The organism is Bacterioplanoides pacificum (assembly GCF_042648445.1).
Taxonomy (GTDB): Bacteria; Pseudomonadota; Gammaproteobacteria; order Pseudomonadales; family Oceanobacteraceae; genus Bacterioplanoides; species Bacterioplanoides pacificum.
In genome coordinates, this window is record NZ_JBHRYB010000014.1 from 11,204 (window position 1) to 33,412 (window position 22,209).

The following is a 22,209-nucleotide window of genomic DNA, read 5'->3' on the forward strand; positions in this document are numbered from 1 at the left end:
AACTAGTTTTCCTTCCAGTAGGTTTTCTGGAAGGCATTAAAGTCACCAGTGATATCTTCGATTTCGGTACCGATGGCAATTACAGGTGCTCCTGATGCTGTACTGCTTCCACTCTTATCCTTTGGTGGAAATACCAGGACCGGTTCAGGAACAATACCACCTTGCTTCAGAGCAATGGTATCAACCTGACGCTCAGTGTCATCCGGATCATTGACTGGTTGTATCTTGATCAGGCTGGCCTGACCAGAGTCGGGTTCACAGCCAACATTAACGTTACTGTCCGAAGGCCGGAAAGTCGGGACATAAATAACATCATTTACTGTCAGAGTTGAGCTGAGCACCTTTTCACCCGCACGACTCAAAGAGTAATAGGCACCATTTTTTTGTTGAGCATAGCTGGAGTTACTATAATTGCTGAGGTTAGCCAGGTCTGAAAGACCCAGTTTGGTGTAACCTGAGCCTGGTGCACCATCGATATCGAAATCATTAATAATAAAGATCTTGTTCTGCACCACTTTATTCAGTGGGTCTGCACGGAAACCAGAACCGATTGAAATCTGATAGCGACCTTTTTTAGTTGTTACCGTTTTAGTGGAATCTGAAGGGTCTGTCGTTTTAAAGAAGCCATATTCGGTATACACAACATCAGGCTGGGTAAAGAAACGGCGGTTGCCGGTTTCGCTACCGTCGTTAAAGTCTGCAATCACTCCGCCATCTGCAAAGCTGTTTGCGCCTGTGTTGGCTTTATCGATATCAAAACGCCACAGGCGACCACCAATATCGGCAGCATATAATAAATCAACCGTACCGTTACCATCATTATCAATCAGAGTCAGGTCAGCTGCGAAACTGGAATCCATTTCGCTGTAGGTTTTCCCTTTGCTGTTTGAACTTGCTCCGGTTGCTTTCCAGAGTAGTTCCGGCCCTTTGGTCGCTGTTGGCGCACTGATCATGTAAATGGCGTTGCCCTGATCATGAACCTGGCGTGTTTTGGCGCTATCTTCATCAACATCGTAGCCGCCACCAAAGAAAAAGACATCAGTTACTTTGCCATTCCAGCTAACTCTGGCCGGGATCATTTTTGACCAGGTTTGTCCCAGTTCCTCAAAACCACTGTCGCCAGCGTTAATTTGTGCTTTCAGGCTGGGTGACTTCTTGGATGATACGTCCAGGAAATAATAGGATGATCCACCACGACGCATACCAGCGATCAGATAGGCCTTATCGCCAGTATCCACTATGCGATCCTGATTGTTATCCTGATGGTACAGGCTCATCGGGCCATCAATACCATAGACTTTCTGCAAGCGGGAGCGTCCCTGCTGGTAAGCTGCCAAGTTGCCTAACAGCTCTTTGGGGATATAAGCCCAGAGTTCTTCCGGGTTTGTTTCTTGTGGATCAATCGCATGAATATAACCGACATTAGTACCACTGAACAGAATGTCGGAGATATTATTGCTGCTGTCGCGGTAACTCACCATAACCGGGTTGCCGTGCAACGGGTCCGCCATGGATTTCCGGGCCGTGTCACTTTCCGGATCAAGGCCTCTTGCCCATTTTAATACGTTATTTCGTTCGCTGCTGCTCAGGCTACTGCCAACCGGAAGTTTGGTTTCCAGCAGAGCACTGGTGAGAGCCGTATTATTCTCATTCACTGCGTTAGTTACACTGATGATATTTCCAGTGCCAAGCAGGCGGGTATAAATCTTACGGTTAGCGGGTAAACGATTGGCAATACCTCCTTTGGTCACAACTGCGCCGTCAGCTGATCCCTGAGTCCAAACGCTTTTGGCGGAATCTTTGAAGAAACCAGTATCCGGGTTGATGGCTAGCTGATCATCCGCATCCAGAATTTGTCCGGAGGAGCTCATTTTGTAACGTTTAATATTACCTGACCAGCCAGGTAATTCGGCTGGCTGGAATACAGAATAATACAGCTCTTCCCGGTGCTCCAGGCTGTTAAAGGCGTTGACTGCAACCACCGGGGCTGCGAAGTTGCCAGCGGAGTTGGAAATTCCACCAAATACATTGTTAAGTGCTGTAGTTAAACTGGCCTCGTCGCTGGCCGCATAATAATGTTTAGAAGACCCATCATCATTCAGGTGGTCTTTGGTTAACGGGTGACCATACTTTGCAATGTTATTCAGTAGTTGCTCACCTGATTGGCTAATGCCGGAGAAACCGCCTACGGTGTGGACAAATATTTTCTGATCCGTTTCACTGGCATTGGGGTCAGATTGACCGGTTAAACTTGAATCCTGAAAGTGATCCGTGTTTTGTAACCAATAAGCAAGCTCATCAGCGCAACCACCATCACCTGAACAATCGTCATCGAGTGCATTAGGTAATGTCATATTATCGACCAAATTCTGAATTCTGTAATTTGCGCTGTTATCTGAGGAAGGATCCCCGTCAGTAAATAAAACAATATGGTTTTTCTGGCAGGTTGCTGTTACCGGGGTTCTGTAATAATACCTGGAGTTGTTTGTATAGACGCTTTCAGCGACGCTGCCATAATTCCTCTTATATGTGTAGCTGTTTCCGCCATTGATAACACTTCTGTATCTGTCAGAGTCAGGCGTGCCATAATAGGTTGAGTCTCCTCGCATATAGCGGGCCGCCTCATAAAAAGACTCGGTAAGTGGGGTGCCACCACCAATATTGGAATAGCTGAGAGAGCTGATGGTATCTATCAGCTGTTGTTTATTTGAGGCTGAGTCAGTTGGAGTAAAATGTTCAATAACATAACCACCCTGATAGGTCCTGTACCTGTCATCGAACCGCATGATGGCGATATTAATGGGTTCCGATACTTTGAGATTGTTAATCGCGGCATTTGCCGCTGACTTGACTACCTCAATTCGTGATTTGTCACCTGCAGACCAGGTCATACTTCCTGAGGTATCAATCAGGAAAATCACATTCGGATTAATACGAGTTTTGGTGTTGCGGTATATTTCAGTGTCATCCGCATAAGCCAGTCTCGCTGACAGCAAGCCGAAGGCAATAATCGATAACCAATACAGTTTCATAACATTTCCTCCAGCTTGCAGATCGTGTTTTTACTAACTTGAGTTTCAGGGTGTAAAGTCATTGTGCGGTTCCTCCCGGAGCGAGGCGACGCACGCCAATTTCCTGTGAACGGGTGATGGTATCGTTTTTACTGACGGTGGTGACGTTAATCGCTGCGTGGCGCACACTACAGCCATTACCACAGCCACCTTTACCTTTCAGATAAAACTGTGCCCCGGCAGGGCTGGGCAAACTGCGGACCTTGGCCGAGATGCCATCTTGTTTAATACTTTTGCTCTGGAAAGTGGGCTGCGTTAGCGCAGCGAATGCTGCAAACGGATCGTATTTCGGGTCAATACTGTTTTCCCCGGTGCTTTCGAGCGACTGCTGATACAGGGTTTCTGCTTTAATAATGACCTGATTTTGCAATAACGTGTTGTTTTCCAGCTGGTCATACAGGTAGTTCAGTGTACCTAAGGTCGCGTTGTGGATCTCCTGCTGGTGTTGCAGGTTGCTGATCATGCGGATCTGTACCGTTGAGCGCTGAATCGCAACCATCGCGCCCAGTGTAATAACGTTGAGAATAATCAGGCTGATGATCAGTGCCGAGCCACGATGCTTCAGGCTCATTGATCCGGGGTATCGGCGGAGTGTCTTGGTGATGACCATAAAAGTGACCCGTATACAGAGTTATAAGGCTATATTAAGCCGCTGAGTTGCAACTTCCATAGTTGGCCGACTAATGGCATGATCTGCTGAAGTAAGCGGTCATTTCAACCTGCCGGGCAGGGGATGTTGTTGCCGTCTGGCAGTTCTGGCAGGTTGTCATCATTCTGATCATAACCGGCCCTGACCCGGCCAATGCGGGAGATGATAAATACCGCGCCACGGGTTATCTGGCCCTGCAGGCAATAACTGAGCGATCCGGTATGTGAGCCGGCAAAGCCCCGATCATCAAAGCTGATGACAGACCCGTTAAAAGATCTGAGTATGGCGGGGTCTGTTGTTGCTGCAATGCTGGTGAGTTGCGCTTCATCACTGTCGAGGCGACGATTATTGTTTTTATCGTTAAAGACACTCAGAGCGTTATTCCAGTCATTGATACATTGTCCGGAACTGTCGAGCGGACATAGGGTGGTTCTGGAGGTGGTTGCAACTGCCCGGTTACGGGTGAAATCAACAACCAGCTTCAGGCGGGCGATCTCTTGTCGGGCCTGCATATTCTGGGTAAAGCGTTGATAGGCCGGCACGCCAATGGTGGCGATAATGGCGCTGATAACAACAACGATAATAAGTTCAATCAGGACAAATGCCTGTCCTCTTCTGATAGTCAACATAGTAACCTTCCCTGGAAACCTGTTGTCAATATAGCGGCTGGGATATCCCTGTCACTCGGAGTTTTGTGTGATTTTCAGTCGATTGCCAGCTTCTTACAGCGGTAGCGCAGGGCGCGAAAACTGATGCCCAGTTTTTCGGCGGCGGCGGTTTTATTCCAGCGTGTGGCTTCAAGCGCCTGGGTGATGGCCTGTCGCTCAATGTTTTCCAGATAGGCTTCGAGGTTATTGGTTTCGATGCGTTCGGCGTCTGTGTCTGCTAACAATGGCTGAATGCGTTCCGCCTGGGGAGTGAGGCTGAGATCTTCCAGTGAAATACTATCGCCTTCTGCCATGGTAAAGGCACGTTGCAGGATATTTTCCAGCTCACGGACATTGCCGGGGAAGGTGTAGTGCAGCAGGGCGTCGGCCGCGCGAGCGTCGAGGCTGACTTCCGGCATACCCCACTCAAGGGCGTATTTGCGGATAAAATGCTGGCTGAGCAGTGGGATATCTTCTGGTCGCTCGGCTAATCTGGGCACACTGACCTGAATGACGTTGAGGCGGAAGAACAGATCCTGGCGGAAGGTTTCTTCATCGACCAGTTGCTGCAGGTCTTTGTGGCTGGCGGATACCACGCGGACATCGATGCTTTCTTCATGCTCACTGCCAACACTGCGCACCGCTTTTTCCTGAATGACACGCAATAACTTGGCCTGCATATCCAGTGGCAACTCGGCTACTTCATCGAGAAACAGGGTGCCGCCCTGTGCAGCTTTAAAAAAACCGGCTTTGTCGCTGTTGGCGCCGGTAAAGGAGCCCTTACGGTGGCCAAAGAATTCACTTTCCATCAGATCTTTGGGGATGGCGCCGCAGTTAACCGCAATAAACGGCTGGTCGGCGCGCACGCTCTGATAATGAATCAGCCGGGCAACCAGCTCTTTGCCGGTGCCGGATTCACCATGAATAAATACCGGTGCCTGGGTTCGGGCGACTTTGCGGATTTTTTCTTTCAGCGTATGCATGACTTCTGACTGGCCTAATAACCCTTCGCTGGAAGGAACGGCTTCAATATTGGCTGGTACCCGGGTCAGCCTCAGAGCGGCGTGCACCAGCTCGCGCAGGCGGACGATATCAATGGGTTTTGCCACCAGATCGAAGGCCCCGGCTTTCAGGGCGTTGACGGCCAGGTCAACGTTGCCAAAGGCGGTGATCATGGCAATCGGCATATTGGGATGCTGGGCGTTGCAGAAATTGATGATCTCCAGGCCATTGCCATCGGGCAGCTTCATATCGGTGATGCAGAAGTGATAAGGGCGTTGTTTCAGCAAGGCCAGTGCTTCACTGACGTTAGCGGCCTGAAAACACTGCAGATCCATGCGCTCCAGGGTCATGGCGATCAGCTCGCGGATGTCGGGTTCGTCGTCGATAATTAAGGCGGCGTATTGACTCATTACTTCTCTCTGTTCTGATCCTGGGTCATGCGGAGACATTAACAGTTTATTTGGCCTGAATGCGGAAACAGGTCTGATTGCGGCTACGAATATACTGGATTGTTGCATGATTGGCTTCACACAACTCGCGACACAAATACAGTCCCAGGCCGGTGCCGTTGTGCTCAGTGGTATAAAAAGGTTCAAATAAATGCTTTTGTTGCTCTGCTGGAACACCGCTGCCGTTGTCGGCAATGGTGAGTTGAACCTTGTCGTCTTTTTGTTGCGCAATCAGGTACAGACAAGCGTTATCCGGGCGGTGTTGCAACGCATGACGCAGACCATTACTGCACAAATTATGCAGAATTTGTTGCAGGTGATCCGGGTCAAAATCAATCAACAGAGACTCATCACAGCGATACCTCAGCGAAAAGGTTTGCTGTGCATGCAGGTTGCGGAAATGATCGGCAAAATGGACCAGCCAGGGGCGTAGCCTCAGGGTTTCCCGGCACGCCTGGGTACGGCGTGACAGTTGCAGAATATCCTCAATGGTGCGGTTGATGCGCATGCAGTGTTGTTCGGCAATCTGGGTCAGTTTCTGTTCTGCTGGTTGCAGGTAGTCGGTCTCGCCCAGTAACTGTGCAGCCTGGCGCAGGGCGCTTAACGGATTGCGGATTTCGTGAGCAATGCTGGCAGTCAGGCGCCCGAGTGAGGCCAGTTTAATCTGCTGTGCTTCGGCGCTGATGCGGGCGCTGTCTTCCAGGTACAGCAGGTAATCCCCGGGTTCGGCCTGTTCCAGTGCCACGCGGTTAATTAACAGATTCAGTTGCTGGTGCTCCAGTACGTCACCGGGTCGGGTCTGTTGCAGCAGGGTTGGCAGTGGTTCGCCTTCACTCAGCTCGAACCAGCGACTGGCCTGCTGATTAAACAGCAGAATCTGATGGTCTTTATCGCAGGCGATCACACCATTCGGTAATTCATACAGTGCGGTCTTACTGAAGTTCTGCAGCCGGCGGATACGGGTGGCCTGTTTATCCGCCAGTGACAAAGTGCTTTGCAGCCGGCTGGATAAGCTCTGGGTAATGGCGGCCAGGGTAAAAAATAACGCGCCCTGAAGGCCTGAGTGTACGATGCTCTGGGCTTCCAGATCGGCCAGCAGATATTGTTGGGTATAAAACAGCGCCAGGGTGCTCCAGGCGGCCACACCAAATCCCAGTACCCCGGGTGCCAGTAAATTGGAGATTACCAGCGGGATCAGGATCAGACTGCTGAAACCGGAGTCACTGCCGCCGCTGGCAAACATCAGTGCTGACAGCAGGGCAATCTCCAGAAACACATAGCTGATGGCGTTATGTGGATTTGGACGACGGCTGGCAAACGCCACAAACGCGGCCGCGATGATGACGTACAACGAAGAAACGATCAGGAACACCCGGGGGGCATTGCCGGCCAGTAAAATATCCTGGCGGTCGATGCTGTCTGCAATAATCAGTAACAGCGCGAGAAAAAGGGAATAATAACTGTAGAGGCGGAGCAGTCGCTGACCTTTAATCAGGAAGTCGCTGGGCACCAGGCGCATAGTGGTTTCTTCTGTTTGCGTCGTCGGGGGAATTTCCAGACAATACGCGGCCTTAAGGATTTTCGCCAGAGCCACACCCATTTAGAGAGACATCCATGCCAGAATCCATGCGTATTACCCTTAGCCAGCTGAATTTTGTGGTTGGTGATATTGCCGGCAATACTGAAAAAATGATTGCTGCCGCTCGCCAGGCTGCCGATCAGGGCAGCGAGCTGATTGTTTTCAGTGAGCTGGCGCTGACCGGTTATCCACCGGAAGATCTGTTGTTACGCCCGAGTCTGCAATTGCGTGTGGAAGCGGCGCTGCAACAGCTGTTACCGGTTTCTCAGGATATTGCTCTGGCGCTGGGTTTTCCCTGGCAAGAGCAGGGCCGGTTACTGAACTGTGCGGCGCTGTACTATCAGGGGGAATGTCTGGGGCGTTATGCCAAGCAATGTTTACCCAACTATCAGGTATTTGACGAAAAACGCTATTTTGCCGCCGGCGACCAGCCTTGTGTGGTAACTCTCAAAGGTCGCCGATTCGGGCTGACGGTGTGCGAGGATATCTGGCATCAGGGCCCGGCAGAACAGAGTGTGGCTGCGGGGGCAGAAATGATACTGAACCTGAATGCCTCTCCCTTCCATCAGGAAAAACAACAGCAGCGGATTGAGTTGATTCAGCAGCATGTACGCGCGTTAAACGTACCGCTGTTATACGTCAATCAGGTTGGCGGGCAGGATGAGCTGGTGTTTGATGGCCGCTCGTTTGCGGTGGCAGCGGATGGCACGCTGGTGCATCAGCTGGCGGCTTACCAGCCCGACAGTGCTCAGCTGCTGTGGGACACTCAGCTGAGTTGCCCGTTGCCGCCGCTCAGTGCGACGTCTGAGCTGGCGTCGTTGTACGATGCTCTGGTGCTGGGGGTGCGGGATTACGTTAATAAAAACGGTTTTAAAGGGGTGGTGCTGGGCTTGTCGGGTGGGATTGATTCGGCGCTGACACTGGCAATTGCCGCGGATGCGATTGGTCCTGAGCGGGTTAAAGCCATCATGATGCCGTTTGCTTATACCTCCGATATGAGTAAAGCCGATGCCGCAGAGCAGGCCGAACGGATGGGGGTCGCTTACGAATCGGTTTCGATTGAACCTATGTACAACGCCTTTATGGCAGCACTGGCACCGCAGTTCGACGGTTTACCGCGTGATACTACCGAAGAAAATTTACAGGCGCGTTGTCGCGGTGTGTTGCTGATGGCGGTGTCTAATAAAACCGGTTATATGGTGCTGACCACCGGTAATAAAAGCGAAATGGCAGTTGGCTACGCCACGTTATACGGCGATATGGTCGGCGGTTACAGCGCACTGAAAGACGTTTATAAAACCCGGGTATTTGAGTTGGCTGAGTACCGCAATACGCTAGGTTATACCATTCCGCAGCGGGTGATTGATCGTCCGCCATCGGCGGAGTTGGCACCGGATCAGAAAGATGAAGACAGCCTGCCTCCTTATGACGTATTGGATGCCATTCTGGAACGTTATATCGAACAGGATATGAGTGCCGACAGCATTATCGCGGCCGGCTTCGAGCGTGCGGATGTATTGCGTGTATTACGGCTGGTGGATATCAATGAATACAAGCGGCGTCAGGCGCCGATTGGGGTGCGGGTAACTCAGCGTGGCTTCGGGCGCGACCGCCGTTATCCGGTGACTAATGGCTGGCAAGCCGGAATCTGAACGCCATTGGTAGCGCCAGGAGTGAAGCTGATCGGGGACAGGGTCCCCTCCCACAGCAAGTACCTCCGTGGGAGCGAACCTTGTTCGCGATTAATCCTGAACGGGGACAGGGTCCCCTCATGCAGCAAGTATCTCCGTGGGAGTGAACCTTGTTCGCGATCAATCCCGGTCGGGGACAGGGTCCCCTCCTACAGCAAGTACCTCCGTAGGAGCGAACCCTGTTCGCGATTAATCCAGGTCGGGGACAGGGTCCCCTCATGCAGCAAGTATCTCCGTGGGAGCGAACCTTGTTCGCGATTAATCCTGATCGGGGACAGGGTCCCCTCCCACAGCAAGTATTCCCGTGGGAGCGAACCTGTTCGCGATCAATCCCGGTCGGGGATAGGGTCCCCTCCTACAGCAAGTATTTCCGTGGGAGCGAACCTTGCTCGCGATCAATCCCGGTCGGGGACAGGGTCCCCTCCTACAGTAAGTATTTCCGTGGGAGTAAACCCTGTTCGCGATTAATCCCGGTCGGGGACAGGGTCCCCTCCTACAATAAGTATTCCCGTGGGAGTGAACCCTGTTCGCGATCAATCCCGGTCGGGGACAGGGTCCCCTCCTACAGTAAGTATTTCCGTGGGAGCGAACCCTGTTCGCGATTAATCCCGGTCGGGGACAGGGTCCCCTCCTGCAGCAAGTATTCCCGTGGGAGCGAACCCTGTTCGCGATCAATCCAGCTCAGGTGCATGATGGCAGCCAGGCTCGGCGCTATTCTTTAGAATCCAGCAGCCCGAAGGAAATCACATTCAGTAGCGAGCGGCGGTCCACCCAGATCAGGCCGCTGCTTTTAAATTCGCCATCTTCCAGTTGTGGATGTTGTGGGTAATTCAGGCTCAGTAACGCCAACGCCTGGTTGGCCTTGTCATCCAGTCCCAACAGTTGATACGCCTCTGTCTGTAATGCCAGTGCATCAGCCACGGCAGAGGTTTTCTGATAATTCATCACAATCTGATTGGCCCGGTTAGCCGCGGCCATATAGGCATGACGCTTCATATAATATTGCGCCACCCCCAGCTGGTATGAGGCCATACGATCATTAAGGTACACCATACGCGCACGCGCGTCGGCGTTGTACGGGCTGTCGGGGAAGCGGGTTAATAATTCGGCAAAATAGTTAAAGGCATCCTGCAGTGGCTGCTGATCACGACGCGCCAGTTCATGGGGCAGGTAACGCTCAACAAAAGAAAACCCCAGATCGTAGGTTGCCAGACCACGCATGTAATAAGCGTAATCAACCTGTTCATGCAACGGGTGCAGACGAATAAAACGTTCGGTCGAAGCCAGTACGGCATCCATGTCGCCGGTCTGATACTGGGCGTAAATTAATTCCAGCTGCGCCTGCTCGGCGTATTGGCCAAAGGGGTAGCGCGATTCCAGCTCACGTAATTTTTCCACGGCCACCAGGAAGTTGTTGTCTTCCAGCGCTTCGGTCGCCTGCTGATAATATTCTTTTTCCGTCAGCTCGTCAGGCTTGCCCGGATTGCTGGAACAGGCGGCCAGCAACGACAATAATCCAGCCAGAATAAGCTGGCGGGCGGATGACTGAGACAGCCCGAACAATTTGGGGGCAAGCGACTTCATGGAGACTGTTCCTGATTATCGATATACTGGAGGTCAAACGCCGTATTAAAACACAGTCGCCACCGCGTCCCAATAAGTGCCTTACCGGCACAGGGTTTAATTGCGTAAAGAAGGGTGACTGCACTGAACCGAGTCTTATGTCCAATCAGATTAGTCAAACCGTTGAAGTCCCACTGGAACTGGGGAACAAGCGCCTCGATCAGGTGGCCGCACAATTATTTCCGGATTTTTCCCGTTCGCGCCTGCAACAATGGATCAAAGACGGTCAGCTGACTGTTGATGGTGCTTGCTGGCGCGGTCGCGATAAGCTGATCGGTGGTGAAACCCTGGTACTGGAAACCGAACTGGAAGCCGAAGGTGACTGGCAGCCGGAAGATATTCCGCTGGATATCATTTACGAAGATGATCACATTCTGGTGATCAACAAACCGGCCGGGCTGGTGGTGCATCCGGCGGCGGGTAATCCAACCGGTACTCTGCTGAATGCTTTGTTACACCACGACCCTCAGCTGGCTAACCTGCCGCGCGCCGGTATCGTCCACCGGCTGGATAAGGACACTACTGGTCTGATGGTGGTGGCCAAAACCCTGCAGGCCCAGGGTCATCTGGTGGCACAACTGCAGGACCGCAGTATGGGGCGTGAATACGAAGCCGTGGTACAGGGGGTTATGACCGGCGGTGGTACGGTGGAAGAACCGATCGGCCGGCATGGTACTCAACGCACCAAAATGGCGGTAAACCCGCTGGGTAAAGAGGCGGTGACGCATTACCGGGTGTTGCACAAATTCCCGACCCATACCTATATTCGCTGCAAACTGGAAACCGGACGCACCCATCAGATTCGGGTGCATATGGCGCACATTGCCCATCCGTTGGTGGGAGACCCGGCGTACGCCGGTCGTACCCGGCTAAGCAAAGGTGTGACGCCGGAATTGCGCACTGTGTTGCAGAATTTTAAGCGCCAGGCATTACACGCCCGGCAACTGGGGCTGCTGCATCCGGCAACGGAGGAATATTGTGAGTGGGAAGTCGAACTGCCACAAGATTTTGAACAGTTATTAGATGCACTGGCAGAGGATGAAGAGGAACAGGGTGACGAATTCTGATGGCCTGATCCAGCCGCAATGGCCGTTACCAGCGGGTGTCGGAGCCGTTATTACCAGCCGCTGGCCTGGGGTTTCTCAGCCCCCTTTTGACGGCAACAACCTGGCGCTCCATGTCGGCGATGACCCTCGGGCTGTGCGTCACAACCGCCAACGTCTGTTGCGTCAGTTACCCGCTGTCCGGGCGCTGCAATGGCTGAACCAGACGCACAGTAATCGTGTGGTACCGGCTTACGGTGGTACTGTGTTAGCGGATGCTGATGCCTGTTTCAGCCGGGAGCCTGGCCTGGCCTGTTGTGTGCTGACAGCGGATTGTTTGCCGCTGTTGATTGCCGCTCACGATGGCTCACAGGTGGCGGCGGTGCACGCTGGCTGGCGTGGGCTGGCGAATGGCATTATCGAACGTTCTCTGCAACATTTCCCGGGGCCGGTAACGGTTTATCTGGGGCCGGCGATTGGTGCCGCCCACTTCGAAGTGGGCCCGGAACTGCGCGATATCTTTTGCTGGGCAAGCGACGCTTGTTTTGTTGCCGGTAATGGCGATCGTCTGTTAGCGGATATTTATCAGCTGGCGCGAGAAGCACTGGCGGCGGCGGGCGTATCTGATATTTATGGCGGCGGGTTTTGTACTGTCAGTGAGGTGCAGCGCTTTTATTCTTACCGTCATGCCTGTCGGCAGGGCAACGGCCAGACCGGCCGTATGGCCAGCCTGATATGGATTGAAAAATAGCGCGTCTGAGAGGGCGTTATTTGCAGTAACTTTTGATCGCGTCGTCGGCGCGTTTCATCATATCGGCGCGTTCTTTGTCAGTGAATGGCCGCACGCTGCCGTCATCCTGTTTGTAGCGACGGCTGAAATTTTCTGACAATTGTTGCTTTGCCTGTTTCGCCTGCTGGCAATACTGGCTGGCGACTTTCGGATCAATTTCCGGTTTCAGCTCGACACTGTCATCGCTGTCGATCGCGCTTTTTTTCTCCGCTGTTTTTTCGGCTGCCGGAGCGGGTGGAGTGGGTACTTTGTCCAGCCGCAGCTGGTAAACGTCGTTGTCTGTGCCGCGGGGAGGCTGGGAGCTGAAATGCACCTGGCCGTTTTCATCGGTCCATTTATAAACCTTGGCGGCGGCGGTACCTATGTGCAGCAGGGCCGCCAGAGAGATGAAAACTAAAACAATGCGCATGTAAGCCTCGGACCAAAATCAGTCATATTTTCCGGTTAAATTGTTGCTCTGGATATATACCATGGTATGACCGCTGAGCGTTCACTCAACGTTATTTAAACCGTATGATTTGTCAAGGTTTTTTGCGGTTTTTGCAGTGGACAATTATAGCGGGAATGCTAGAATTAGCGCGCTTCTGTTGTTGCGGCCTTTACCAATACCCCCGGTTCTGGTGAACAACGGTTACAGCCCCTGGTGCGGTTATCCTCCGACCCAGTTCAGCCTCGACGTCCTCGACCAGGCAACGAGTACTGATGAACAATTAAAAAATTGTGCATCCAGCCTGAGGGAGCCTCAGTTGTACATGGCTCAATATCGCACAGTTAAACATTTTTACCCATGCTCTTTTTAGAGCTTGTGAATGAGGATAAGTACGGTGGAATTACTTTCCGGCGGAGATATGTTGGTTCGCGCACTGCATGAGTCAGGCGTTGAATACATTTATGGTTACCCGGGCGGCTCATTGCTGCACGTGTACGATGCAGTCTATAAACAAAGCGCCGTCAAACACGTACTGGTCCGTCACGAGCAAGCCGCTGCTCATATGGCTGATGGCTATGCCCGTGCGACCGGCAAAGCCGGCGTGGTGATGGTCACTTCCGGCCCGGGGGCAACCAACACAGTAACCGGTATCGCGACTGCTTTTACCGATTCGATTCCTATGGTCGTTATCTCTGGTCAGGTAATGAGCCATCTGGTGGGCGATGACGCTTTCCAGGAAACCGATATGCTGGGCATTTCTCGTCCGGTGGTTAAACACAGCTTTGCGGTAAAACGCCCGGAAGAGATTCCGGAGATCGTTGCCAAAGCGTTTCATATTGCCAGCACCGGCCGTCCGGGTCCGGTACTGATTGATATTCCGAAAGACATGACCATGCCAAACGAGCGCTATGAATATGTCTATCCGAAAAAAATCAAACTGCGTTCTTATACGCCGCCACAACGCGGTCATGCCGGCCAGATTAAAAAGGCGGTCGAGATTCTGACCAAAGCCAAACGCCCGGTGGTTTATTCCGGTGGTGGTGTGGTTATTGATGGCAGCTCCGATAAGCTGCGTACGCTGGTGGATCGGCTGAATTTCCCTTGTACCAACACCTTGATGGGGCTGGGTGCTTACCCGGGTACCGGTGAGCGTTTCCTCGGTATGCTGGGGATGCACGGTACTTACGAAGCCAATATGGCGATGCATCACGCTGATGTGGTACTGGCGGTGGGTGCCCGTTTCGACGACCGGGTTACTAATGCCACAACCAAATTCTGTCCGGATGCCACCATTGTGCATATTGATATCGACCCATCGTCGATTTCAAAAACCATCGATGCCCATGTACCTATCGTGGGTCCGGTTGGCAGTGTACTGGATGAAATGCTCGCGTTGCTGGATGAAGGTGACGACAAGCCGGATGAAGCGGCGATGGAATCCTGGTGGAAACAAATCAACGACTGGCGTCAGCGTCATGGCATGCGTTATGAGAAAAACGATAACGGCCTGATGAAACCGCAGGAAGTGATTGAAGCCTTATGGCAGGCCACAAATGGCGACGCTTACGTGACCTCCGATGTCGGCCAGCACCAGATGTTTGCCGCACAGTATTATAAGTTCGACAAACCGAATCGCTGGATCAATTCCGGTGGCCTGGGCACCATGGGTTTTGGTTTCCCGGCGGCGATGGGCGTGAAGCTGAATTTCCAGGATGAAATGGTGGTGTGTGTCACCGGTGAAGGCTCCATCCAGATGAATATTCAGGAGTTGTCTACCTGTCTGCAGTACGGCATTCCGGTAAAAATTGTCTGCCTGAATAACGGTTCGCTGGGTATGGTACGTCAGTGGCAGGATATGAATTACGAAGGTCGTCATTCTCATTCTTATATGGAGTCCCTGCCGGACTTCGTGAAGCTGGTGGAAGCTTACGGCCATGTCGGTATTCAGGTTAAAGAGCGTGATGAGTTACCTCAGGCGCTGGATGATACCTTTAACAAATACAAAAACCGTCTTGTGTTCCTTGATGTTGCTGTTGATGAAACGGAACACGTTTACCCAATGCAGGTACCAACCGGTTCCATGCGTGATATGTGGCTGAGCAAGACGGAGCGTACCTGATATGAGACATATTATTTCAATTCTGCTGGAAAACGAGCCGGGTGCACTGGCGCGTGTGGTGGGTTTGTTTGCCCAGCGTGGTTACAACATTGAAACCCTGACGGTGGCACCAACAGAAGACGACACTTTGTCGCGCCTGACCATGACCACCATCGGCGACGATCGTAAGATTGAGCAGATCACCAAGCAGCTGAACAAACTGATTGAAGTGGTGAAGCTGGTCGACCTGTCCGAAGGTCCTCATATCGAACGTGAGCTGATGCTGATTAAGGTAAAAGCTGTGGGTGCTCAGCGGGCGGAAATTAAACGCACAGCGGATATTTTCCGTGGTCAGATCGTTGATGTAACGGCCAATGTGTATACCATTCAGCTGACGGGTACCAGTGAAAAGCTGGAAGCCTTTATCGAGACGCTGGGTGCCGGTTCGGTACTGGAAACCGTACGTACCGGTGTATCGGGTATCTCCCGGGGCGAGAAGGTGTTAAGCCTGTAACGTTGCGGTAATAAAAAAGCCGGGTTGCCTTTGAGGGGCAGCCCGGCTTTTTTTGTGTCGGGTGGCAGCCCGGTAAATTTTAATCGCGTTCAAGAAACCCCAGGGTCATAAATAACGAAAAGCTGCCAATCACAATAGAAACCGCGGTACTGCCGCTGATCAGCATGAGCAGGCCGGTAATGATCCAGCCGATTTTTACCTGCTCCAGGCGTCTCTGATAGGTTTTGCTGCGGGTCCAGGCAATGTCCGGATTGTGCTCCGGAATATTATAAAAACGCCGGATGCGGTTGAGCAGATTCATTTTTCCCACGGTGTGTTCCTTAGCCGGTTAACACAGGTTAGCTTACCGCTGAAGCAGCGTTTTTGCCTGTGCTAACTCAGAAAGCGTCTGTTTGCAGAGCAACTTATAAATCCCTGATCTGAGCGGCTTTGGTGCAGCAGAGTGCACCAAAACAGACAATGATGACCGATCAGAGACGGTAGGTGGATTGAGTCATGACTTTGGATAAACCGGTCATGGCCAGTTTGACTGGTAACGGGAACTTATGGCCACCGGCTTCCAGGGCGACGGTGGCGTGTTTAGCTTCGTCTTCAAGCATCTGTAATAACACGGCTTTGCTTTTTTCATCCTGCACCGGCAGGCTGCCGATATGTTCAGCTAAATGTTTACACACCTGTTCTTCGGTGGCGGCAACAAACCCGAGGCTGACTTTATCGCTGACTTTGCCGGCCAGTGCACCAATACCGAACGACAAGCCATAAAACAGTGGATTGAGGTAACTGGTATGACTACCCAGTTCGTTGATGCGTTGTTCACACCAAACCAGATGGTCGACTTCTTCCCGCGCCGCTTCTTCCATCGCATCCCGTACTTGCGGCAACTTCGCAGTCAGCGCCTGGCCCTGGTACAGCGCCTGGGCGCAGACTTCACCGCTGTGGTTAATGCGCATCAGCCCTGCTGCGTGTTGTTTTTCATGGTCGCTGAGTTCGTGGTAGTCGCGTTGTTGCGCGGGTGACGGACGTTCTTCTGTGGCGGCTCCGGGCACCAGAGTACGCAGTGCCTGATCGGCATTGTGAATCAGTTTATCGAACAGTGAATAGCGGCGGGTTGTCATAACAATCACTTCTTCATAACGGTTGTGGTCATTTTACGGAATTCAGTGTGGGCTTGCATAATTAATTGCTGCGGCAATGATCGTAAACAGGATTTGCATGCCACGTATGCAGAGGTAAAAATGAGGCGGTTGTTGGAGGGGGTCTGTCCCCGAACGGCCGTGATATAGTGCGTTAATCAGTGCATAAGCAGGATAACAGAATGCAGGATTTACACGATCTGGGGCTCATGCTCGACCGCAACACACCATTGTTACTGGTGGAATCTCACGAAGAAACCCGGGTGCTGGAGCTGTTAACCCGGGTGGCCATCAAACGTGGCCTGGCGTTGCAGCAGTGGAGCTTAACCGAAGGCTTACGGCGTTTGGGATTTGGTGAAGATGTCAGCGGCAGCGAAACCTTTCAGCCGGTTGATGCCTTAAAGCAAATCAAGGCCCGGGAACAGGGCGGCTTATTTGTATTCTGCGATCTGCATCCGTTTCTGGAAGAGCCGCTGGTCGTGCGGCTGATCAAAGATATTGCATTGCAGCATGAGCGTTTCGGCAAAACTCTGGTATTACTCAGCCACCGCCTCGAAGCTCCGCCGGAGTTGCAGCGTCTGGCGATGAGCTTTGATCTGCAGTTGCCGGATGAGAGCCAGCTGTTATCACTGGTGAAAGAAGAAGCGCAACGTTATGCCAAGCACAGTGGCCGTAAAGTAAAAACGGATGCCGCAACGCTGCAGCAGATTGTGGCGAATTTACGCGGCCTGACGTTTTCTGATGCCCGCCGTCTGGTGCGTGGTGTCATTGTTGACGATGGTGCCATTACACAGGATGACGTTCCGGAAGTCAGCAAAGCCAAAATGGCATTGCTGGATATGGAAGGTGTCATGAGTTTTGAATACGACACCGCTCGTTTTGGCGACGTGGCCGGGCTGAATATCATGAAAAGCTGGCTGGAGCAGCGTCGCCAGCCGTTTTTACAGGACAGTGCTGACCGGCCTCGCGGGCTGATGTTATTTGGTGTGCAGGGCAGTGGCAAAAGTCTGGCAGCCAAAGCTGTGGCCGGCTCCTGGGGGGTGCCCTTGTTACGGCTGGATTTTGCGTCTTTGTATAACAAGTTTTTTGGCGAAACCGAACGCAACCTGCGGGAGGCGCTGAAGCTGGCAGAAACCATGGCACCCTGTGTGGTGTGGATGGATGAAGTGGAAAAGGGTCTGGGCCAGGACAGCAACGACGCTGGTGTCAGTCAGCGCTTATTAGGCACGTTATTAACCTGGATGGCTGAACGTGAAGCCCAGGTGTTTGTGGTTGCAACGGCCAATAATATCCACGCCTTACCACCGGAGCTGATGCGTAAAGGGCGGCTGGATGAGTTATTTTTTGTTGACCTGCCGGATGCCGAAGTACGCGAAGCAATTCTGACGCTGCATATGGAAAAGCGCGGCCTGCAACCCCAGCGTTTTGATATGCCGCTGCTGGCTCAGCTCAGTGCCGGATTTTCCGGTGCTGAACTTGAGCAGGCGGTGGTGTCGGCCTGGCATGCGGTACGCAGTCTGGATGACGGCGATGGCATCAGTACGGAAACCCTGATGCGTGAGATTCAGCGTACCCAGCCGTTGTCGGTCACCATGGCCGAGCAGCTGAACAGCTTGCGCAGCTGGGCGCGTGGCCGGGCCGTCAGTGCTGACTAACCCTGACGGGTTCACGCAGTGATAACAGCGCCTGCCGTAACTGTTCCGGATCGGCGGGCTTGGATAACAGCATCTGGATGCCGGCATCCAGTGATTCGTCGCGGACGTAACTGATGTTCATGCCGGTTAACATCAGCCGCGCCGGTTTATGGCTGATTTCGCTGTCACTGAGCAGGCGCTCCGACAGCTGCAGACCATTCATCAGTGGCATATCATGGTCGATGATAACGAAGGTGTAGGGTTCATTAATGCGGCATTGTGTGCGCATCATGGCCAGCGCTTCTTTGCCACTGTAAGTGCTCTCCGGTCGCATCCCCCAGCGGGTGACCTGTTTTTCCAGTACGCTGCGTACCGACGCATTGTCTTCAACGATCAGAATACGCTCGCCAATCAGGCTGTCATCATAATGTTCATCCTGAATGCTGTTGTCCGCCTGTAACGGCATATAAAGCGACATCGAAGCTCCATGTATGGTGAAACTTTCCAGCTCCAGGCTGGCTTTCATACGTTTCATCACCTGGCGTAATACCAGCATGTACCACAGCTTGCTGTAATCCCGGGGAATAAGTGGCTGCTGATACTGCAGGGTTGCCAGTGCCTGACGCAGTTCTTCATGACGCGCCAGATGGCCGGTCAGGCGCAGCTGCAGTGTCAGGCCGGAGGTGCTGGGGGTCTGATACAGCTTGCAGGTTAACGCCAGTTCGCCGTGCTCGGTATACGCCAGGGCATGGTTGATCAGGGTGTGTAACATCGACTTCAGATGGTCTTTATCGGCCAGCATTCGTTGTGGTACGGCTTCGTCGACGTCATTGACCAGTTCGATGTGTTTGCGCACGGCTTCCTGCTGAAAATGCCGCAGGGTGTCGTTGATCAGGGTACGGACAGCCACCGGCTGCATGTCCAGTTCCAGCTGGCTGCCACGGACTTTGCCCAGATCGGATACCTGATTCACGACGTGTAACATGTCATAACCGGCCTGGGTGATGGTATCGAGGAATTCACGCTGGTTCTGGCTCAGAGGCGTGTCATTGAGCAGTTCCCCCATGCCAATCACCCCATTGATGGGGGAGCGAAGCTCGTGCGTAATATGCGACAACATCTGTGGTGTGACCGTCAGTTCCTGTTCCAGCGAGGTTTGTGGCTTGATGCGCTGGGAGGAAATACTGACGGCGGCGGCGACCAGGCTGGTGATAATGGTGGCCGGCAGAATCAGGATGGCCCAGTCGTGCAGGAACTCCAGTGACAACAGGTTCTGAATGGTCAGCAGGGTTAATAACAAGGTCAGGGTAAACAATACACCGCCATAGGCCATGCGTCGTTGTGCGGTACGCTGACGGCTGCGGCCCAGCAGCAATAACACGGAGATCAGCAGTGAATAAACTGCCAGACCAGAAGCAATCAGTATTTGCAGGCCGGTGTCCACGCTGGCCAGCAGATAACTGTTGATCAGCAGGTAAGCGACTCCGATGGCCATCAGCAGCTGACGAATGCGGCGGTTAGACCAGCCGAGCTGGTAGCTGATGCCAATATGAGCCACGACGGATAACACCACAAACAGAAAGCCAACGCGAGTCATGCGCTCGCTGCTGATGTCGGCAACCATTCCCAGTAAACCGGTCCAGGTGGGTAAATAAATCAATACGCAAAGGCAATAAATGGCCGCCAGGGCGGCAAAGCGGATTTTCTGTTGATAAAACAGGTACAGGAAAAACAACAAGGTCGCCAGCACCCAGCCCAGCATCAGGCCCTGGATGATGTAGTCCCACTGCTCATTGAACAGGTAGAAGTCGAGACTGGCGAGGCGCAGCTCGGTATTGATACTGGCATTAGAGCGTACCCGGATCAGGTAACTGTCGGTGGTGTCGGCGGGTACGGTTAATAAAAACGGGTAGGCTTGCAGATAGCCGCCAATACGATTGCGGGTTTTGCTGTTGTAAATCTGGGGTTTATTGATATTACTGATGTCATACAGTGACACCTGGCCGAGGTCCGGATTGGACAAACTGAGCACCGCTTTGCGCGGCTCAATATAAGGATTACTGATGCTGATGCGCAGCCAGTAGGTCGACCGCGTTACCCCGAATTTCAGTTTGTCACTGTGACTGGGGGTAAAACGCAATTGCTGTTCGGGACTGAGCATGTCATCAATGGTCAGCTCGCCGCTGGTGTCTTCGTAGACAGAGACATACGGTGTGACGCCAAAATCGAACGACTCATTAGGCACCAGCACCGGGCTGATCGCTGCCTGGCTGGTGCAGCAGAGCGTTAACAATAACAGCAGCCAGAAAGACATCATTCCTTGGCAGGAAGGGTACAGCTTCATCCTTGACTCTCCGTTCTTTCTGACTGTGTGCAGCGGCTGCCTGACGGCTTATTGTTGCTCGCGGGCTACCGCACGGTAACCGATATCTTTGCGATAGAACACGTCCTGCCAGTCAACCTGTGCTGCCAGCTGATACGCCTGCTGCTGTGCTTCACTGACGCTGTTGCCCAACGCTGTGGCACATAATACACGACCACCGGCGGTGACGACATTGTCGCCATCCAGTTGGGTGCCGGCGTGGAATACTTTGCGGTCTGTGCCGTCGTCGGCAGGCAGGCTGATCACATCCCCTTTACGGTAATCCGCCGGATAACCACCCGCTGCCAGCACCACACCTAAAGAGGCGCGGGGATCCCACTGAGTGGTTTCCTGATCCAGCTTGCCTTCCAGTGCGGCTAAACAATGAGCGACTAAATCGGATTGCATCCGCAGCATAATAGGCTGGGTTTCCGGGTCACCGAAACGGCAGTTGTATTCGATAACTTTAGGCGCGCCGGATTCATCAATCATCAGACCTGCGTACAGGAAGCCGGTGTAGTCGTTGCCTTCAGCGGCCATGCCATCAACGGTCGGACGAATCACTTCTGCCATAATGCGGTCGTGAATTTCCGGGGTGACAACCGGAGCCGGGGAATATGCGCCCATACCGCCGGTGTTCGGGCCGGTATCGCCATCGCCGACACGCTTGTGATCCTGGCTGGTGGCCATTGGCAGGATGTTTTTACCATCTACCATGACGATGAAAGAGGCTTCTTCGCCGGTCAGGAATTCTTCAATCACCACCCGGCAGCCAGCGTCACCAAAGGCGTTACCTGACAGCATGTCTTTTACGGCTTCTTCGGCTTGTTCCAGCGTCTCCGCAACAATCACACCTTTGCCAGCCGCCAGACCGTCGGCTTTAACCACGATTGGTGCACCTTTTTCCTGCAGATACGCCAGCGCCGGTTCCACATCGGTGAAGTTCTGGTATTCCGCGGTGGGGATGTTCTGGCGGGCCAGGAAATCTTTGGTGAAGGCTTTAGAGCCTTCCAGCTGAGCCGCGCCTTTGTCCGGGCCGAAGGCTTTCAGGCCTGCGGCTGTGAATTGATCAACCAGGCCATCGACCAGAGGAGCTTCCGGACCAACAATGGTCAGGCCGATGTCGTTGTTTTTGGCGAACGCTTCCAGTTCATCGAACGCCATTACGTCGATGGCGACGTTTTCCATGTTGTCTTCGCGCGCCGTACCGGCGTTACCGGGGGCGACGAATACTTTTTCAACCAGTGGCGATTGCAGTGCTTTCCACGCTAAGGCGTGTTCGCGACCGCCGGAGCCGATTACTAAAACTTTCATAATATATCCTTCATGTAGGGGCGGACCCTGTCCGCGAATTAAGCATCCGCTCGCGGACAGGGTCCGCTCCTACGGTATACATACACATTTGTTAAGTAGGAGGGGACCTTGTCCCCGACATATATCCGCTCGCGGACAGGGTCCGCTCCTACGGCATAAATACACATTCGTTAAGCAGGA

17 protein-coding genes are annotated in these 22,209 nt (G+C 52.9%); 6 read left to right on the plus strand and 11 right to left on the minus strand.

From position 1 onward, the window contains the following. Positions 1–2 precede the first annotated feature (2 nt). The 5 genes from ACFOMG_RS14100 to ACFOMG_RS14120 form a co-directional block, all read right to left on the minus strand. Positions 3–3,032: a pilus assembly protein gene (locus ACFOMG_RS14100; RefSeq protein WP_376867519.1), complete on the minus strand. Its 3,030-nt coding sequence runs from the start codon at positions 3,030–3,032 to the stop codon at positions 3–5. A gap of 58 nt (positions 3,033–3,090) precedes the next feature. Beyond that, a complete protein-coding gene (locus ACFOMG_RS14105; RefSeq protein WP_376867520.1) occupies positions 3,091–3,642 on the minus strand; it encodes a pilus assembly PilX family protein in 552 nt (183 codons plus the stop codon). Positions 3,643–3,785: 143 nt separating this feature from the next. Then, a complete protein-coding gene (locus ACFOMG_RS14110) occupies positions 3,786–4,349 on the minus strand; it encodes a GspH/FimT family pseudopilin (RefSeq protein WP_376867521.1) in 564 nt (187 codons plus the stop codon). A gap of 74 nt (positions 4,350–4,423) precedes the next feature. Further along, positions 4,424–5,779 (minus strand): sigma-54-dependent transcriptional regulator, encoded by a 1,356-nt coding sequence (locus tag ACFOMG_RS14115; protein WP_376867522.1) that lies wholly within the window; start codon positions 5,777–5,779, stop codon positions 4,424–4,426. A 46-nt stretch (positions 5,780–5,825) separates the two neighbouring features. Continuing rightward, positions 5,826–7,418 carry a sensor histidine kinase gene (locus ACFOMG_RS14120; protein WP_376867524.1) on the minus strand — a complete coding sequence of 531 codons (1,593 nt, stop codon included), beginning with the start codon at positions 7,416–7,418 and terminating at the stop codon, positions 5,826–5,828. 14 nt (positions 7,419–7,432) lie between these two features. Here ACFOMG_RS14120 and ACFOMG_RS14125 point away from each other — a divergent pair, with 14 nt between their 5' ends. Beyond that, on the plus strand, positions 7,433–9,049 hold the full coding sequence (locus tag ACFOMG_RS14125) for an NAD+ synthase (protein ID WP_376867525.1): 1,617 nt from the start codon (positions 7,433–7,435) through the stop codon (positions 9,047–9,049). Positions 9,050–9,799: 750 nt separating this feature from the next. Here ACFOMG_RS14125 and ACFOMG_RS14130 read toward each other — a convergent pair. Further along, entirely contained in the window at positions 9,800–10,672 is an 873-nt protein-coding gene (locus tag ACFOMG_RS14130) for an outer membrane protein assembly factor BamD (RefSeq protein WP_376867528.1), read from the minus strand. A gap of 137 nt (positions 10,673–10,809) precedes the next feature. Between ACFOMG_RS14130 and rluD the strand changes: the two genes are divergently transcribed. Together rluD and pgeF are read left to right on the plus strand one after the other, a co-directional pair. Beyond that, complete coding sequence (rluD, locus tag ACFOMG_RS14135; protein ID WP_376867530.1) at positions 10,810–11,778, plus strand: 23S rRNA pseudouridine(1911/1915/1917) synthase RluD; 969 nt, start codon at positions 10,810–10,812, stop codon at positions 11,776–11,778. Beyond that, the gene (pgeF, locus tag ACFOMG_RS14140; RefSeq protein ID WP_376867531.1) at positions 11,765–12,505 is read left to right on the plus strand and encodes a peptidoglycan editing factor PgeF; all 741 of its coding nucleotides are present in this window, start codon (positions 11,765–11,767) and stop codon (positions 12,503–12,505) included. The genes rluD and pgeF overlap by 14 nt, the downstream gene beginning before the upstream one ends. Before the next feature lie 16 nt (positions 12,506–12,521). On the opposite strand, the gene ACFOMG_RS14145 is transcribed toward pgeF, so the two are convergent. Continuing rightward, entirely contained in the window at positions 12,522–12,953 is a 432-nt protein-coding gene (locus ACFOMG_RS14145; RefSeq protein ID WP_376867533.1) for a DUF4124 domain-containing protein, read from the minus strand. Between the two features lie 415 nt (positions 12,954–13,368). Between ACFOMG_RS14145 and ACFOMG_RS14150 the strand changes: the two genes are divergently transcribed. Both ACFOMG_RS14150 and ilvN read left to right on the plus strand, forming a co-directional pair. Beyond that, the gene (locus ACFOMG_RS14150) at positions 13,369–15,093 is read left to right on the plus strand and encodes an acetolactate synthase 3 large subunit (RefSeq protein ID WP_376867535.1); all 1,725 of its coding nucleotides are present in this window, start codon (positions 13,369–13,371) and stop codon (positions 15,091–15,093) included. Position 15,094: 1 nt separating this feature from the next. After that, positions 15,095–15,586: an acetolactate synthase small subunit gene (ilvN, locus tag ACFOMG_RS14155; RefSeq protein WP_376867536.1), complete on the plus strand. Its 492-nt coding sequence runs from the start codon at positions 15,095–15,097 to the stop codon at positions 15,584–15,586. A 79-nt stretch (positions 15,587–15,665) separates the two neighbouring features. On the opposite strand, the gene ACFOMG_RS14160 is transcribed toward ilvN, so the two are convergent. Then, a complete protein-coding gene (locus ACFOMG_RS14160) occupies positions 15,666–15,896 on the minus strand; it encodes a hypothetical protein (protein ID WP_376867538.1) in 231 nt (76 codons plus the stop codon). 160 nt (positions 15,897–16,056) lie between these two features. Continuing rightward, positions 16,057–16,701: a 2-polyprenyl-3-methyl-6-methoxy-1,4-benzoquinone monooxygenase gene (coq7, locus tag ACFOMG_RS14165; protein ID WP_376867541.1), complete on the minus strand. Its 645-nt coding sequence runs from the start codon at positions 16,699–16,701 to the stop codon at positions 16,057–16,059. Between the two features lie 200 nt (positions 16,702–16,901). Here coq7 and ACFOMG_RS14170 point away from each other — a divergent pair, with 200 nt between their 5' ends. Further along, positions 16,902–18,374 carry an AAA family ATPase gene (locus tag ACFOMG_RS14170; protein WP_376867542.1) on the plus strand — a complete coding sequence of 491 codons (1,473 nt, stop codon included), beginning with the start codon at positions 16,902–16,904 and terminating at the stop codon, positions 18,372–18,374. On the opposite strand, the gene ACFOMG_RS14175 is transcribed toward ACFOMG_RS14170, so the two are convergent. Together ACFOMG_RS14175 and purD are read right to left on the minus strand one after the other, a co-directional pair. Continuing rightward, on the minus strand, positions 18,361–20,697 hold the full coding sequence (locus tag ACFOMG_RS14175; RefSeq protein ID WP_376867544.1) for a hybrid sensor histidine kinase/response regulator: 2,337 nt from the start codon (positions 20,695–20,697) through the stop codon (positions 18,361–18,363). The genes ACFOMG_RS14170 and ACFOMG_RS14175 overlap by 14 nt on opposite strands. A 48-nt stretch (positions 20,698–20,745) precedes the next feature. After that, positions 20,746–22,029 carry a phosphoribosylamine--glycine ligase gene (purD, locus tag ACFOMG_RS14180; RefSeq protein WP_376867546.1) on the minus strand — a complete coding sequence of 428 codons (1,284 nt, stop codon included), beginning with the start codon at positions 22,027–22,029 and terminating at the stop codon, positions 20,746–20,748. Positions 22,030–22,209 lie beyond the last annotated feature (180 nt).

Excerpts from the sequence above, each read along its gene's own strand:
- ACFOMG_RS14110 (WP_376867521.1), bottom strand. The coding sequence starts at position 4,349 with ATGTTGACTATCAGAAGAGGACAGGCATTTGTCCTGATTGAACTTATT.
- ACFOMG_RS14100 (WP_376867519.1), bottom strand. The coding sequence starts at position 3,032 with ATGAAACTGTATTGGTTATCGATTATTGCCTTCGGCTTGCTGTCAGCG.
- ACFOMG_RS14125 (WP_376867525.1), top strand. The coding sequence starts at position 7,433 with ATGCCAGAATCCATGCGTATTACCCTTAGCCAGCTGAATTTTGTGGTT.
- rluD (WP_376867530.1), top strand. The coding sequence starts at position 10,810 with ATGTCCAATCAGATTAGTCAAACCGTTGAAGTCCCACTGGAACTGGGG.
- ACFOMG_RS14170 (WP_376867542.1), top strand. The coding sequence starts at position 16,902 with ATGCAGGATTTACACGATCTGGGGCTCATGCTCGACCGCAACACACCA.
- ACFOMG_RS14145 (WP_376867533.1), bottom strand. The coding sequence starts at position 12,953 with ATGCGCATTGTTTTAGTTTTCATCTCTCTGGCGGCCCTGCTGCACATA.
- coq7 (WP_376867541.1), bottom strand. The coding sequence starts at position 16,701 with ATGACAACCCGCCGCTATTCACTGTTCGATAAACTGATTCACAATGCC.
- ACFOMG_RS14115 (WP_376867522.1), bottom strand. The coding sequence starts at position 5,779 with ATGAGTCAATACGCCGCCTTAATTATCGACGACGAACCCGACATCCGC.
- ilvN (WP_376867536.1), top strand. The coding sequence starts at position 15,095 with ATGAGACATATTATTTCAATTCTGCTGGAAAACGAGCCGGGTGCACTG.
- ACFOMG_RS14105 (WP_376867520.1), bottom strand. The coding sequence starts at position 3,642 with ATGAGCCTGAAGCATCGTGGCTCGGCACTGATCATCAGCCTGATTATT.
- ACFOMG_RS14120 (WP_376867524.1), bottom strand. The coding sequence starts at position 7,418 with ATGGGTGTGGCTCTGGCGAAAATCCTTAAGGCCGCGTATTGTCTGGAA.
- ACFOMG_RS14130 (WP_376867528.1), bottom strand. The coding sequence starts at position 10,672 with ATGAAGTCGCTTGCCCCCAAATTGTTCGGGCTGTCTCAGTCATCCGCC.
- ACFOMG_RS14175 (WP_376867544.1), bottom strand. The coding sequence starts at position 20,697 with ATGAAGCTGTACCCTTCCTGCCAAGGAATGATGTCTTTCTGGCTGCTG.
- purD (WP_376867546.1), bottom strand. The coding sequence starts at position 22,029 with ATGAAAGTTTTAGTAATCGGCTCCGGCGGTCGCGAACACGCCTTAGCG.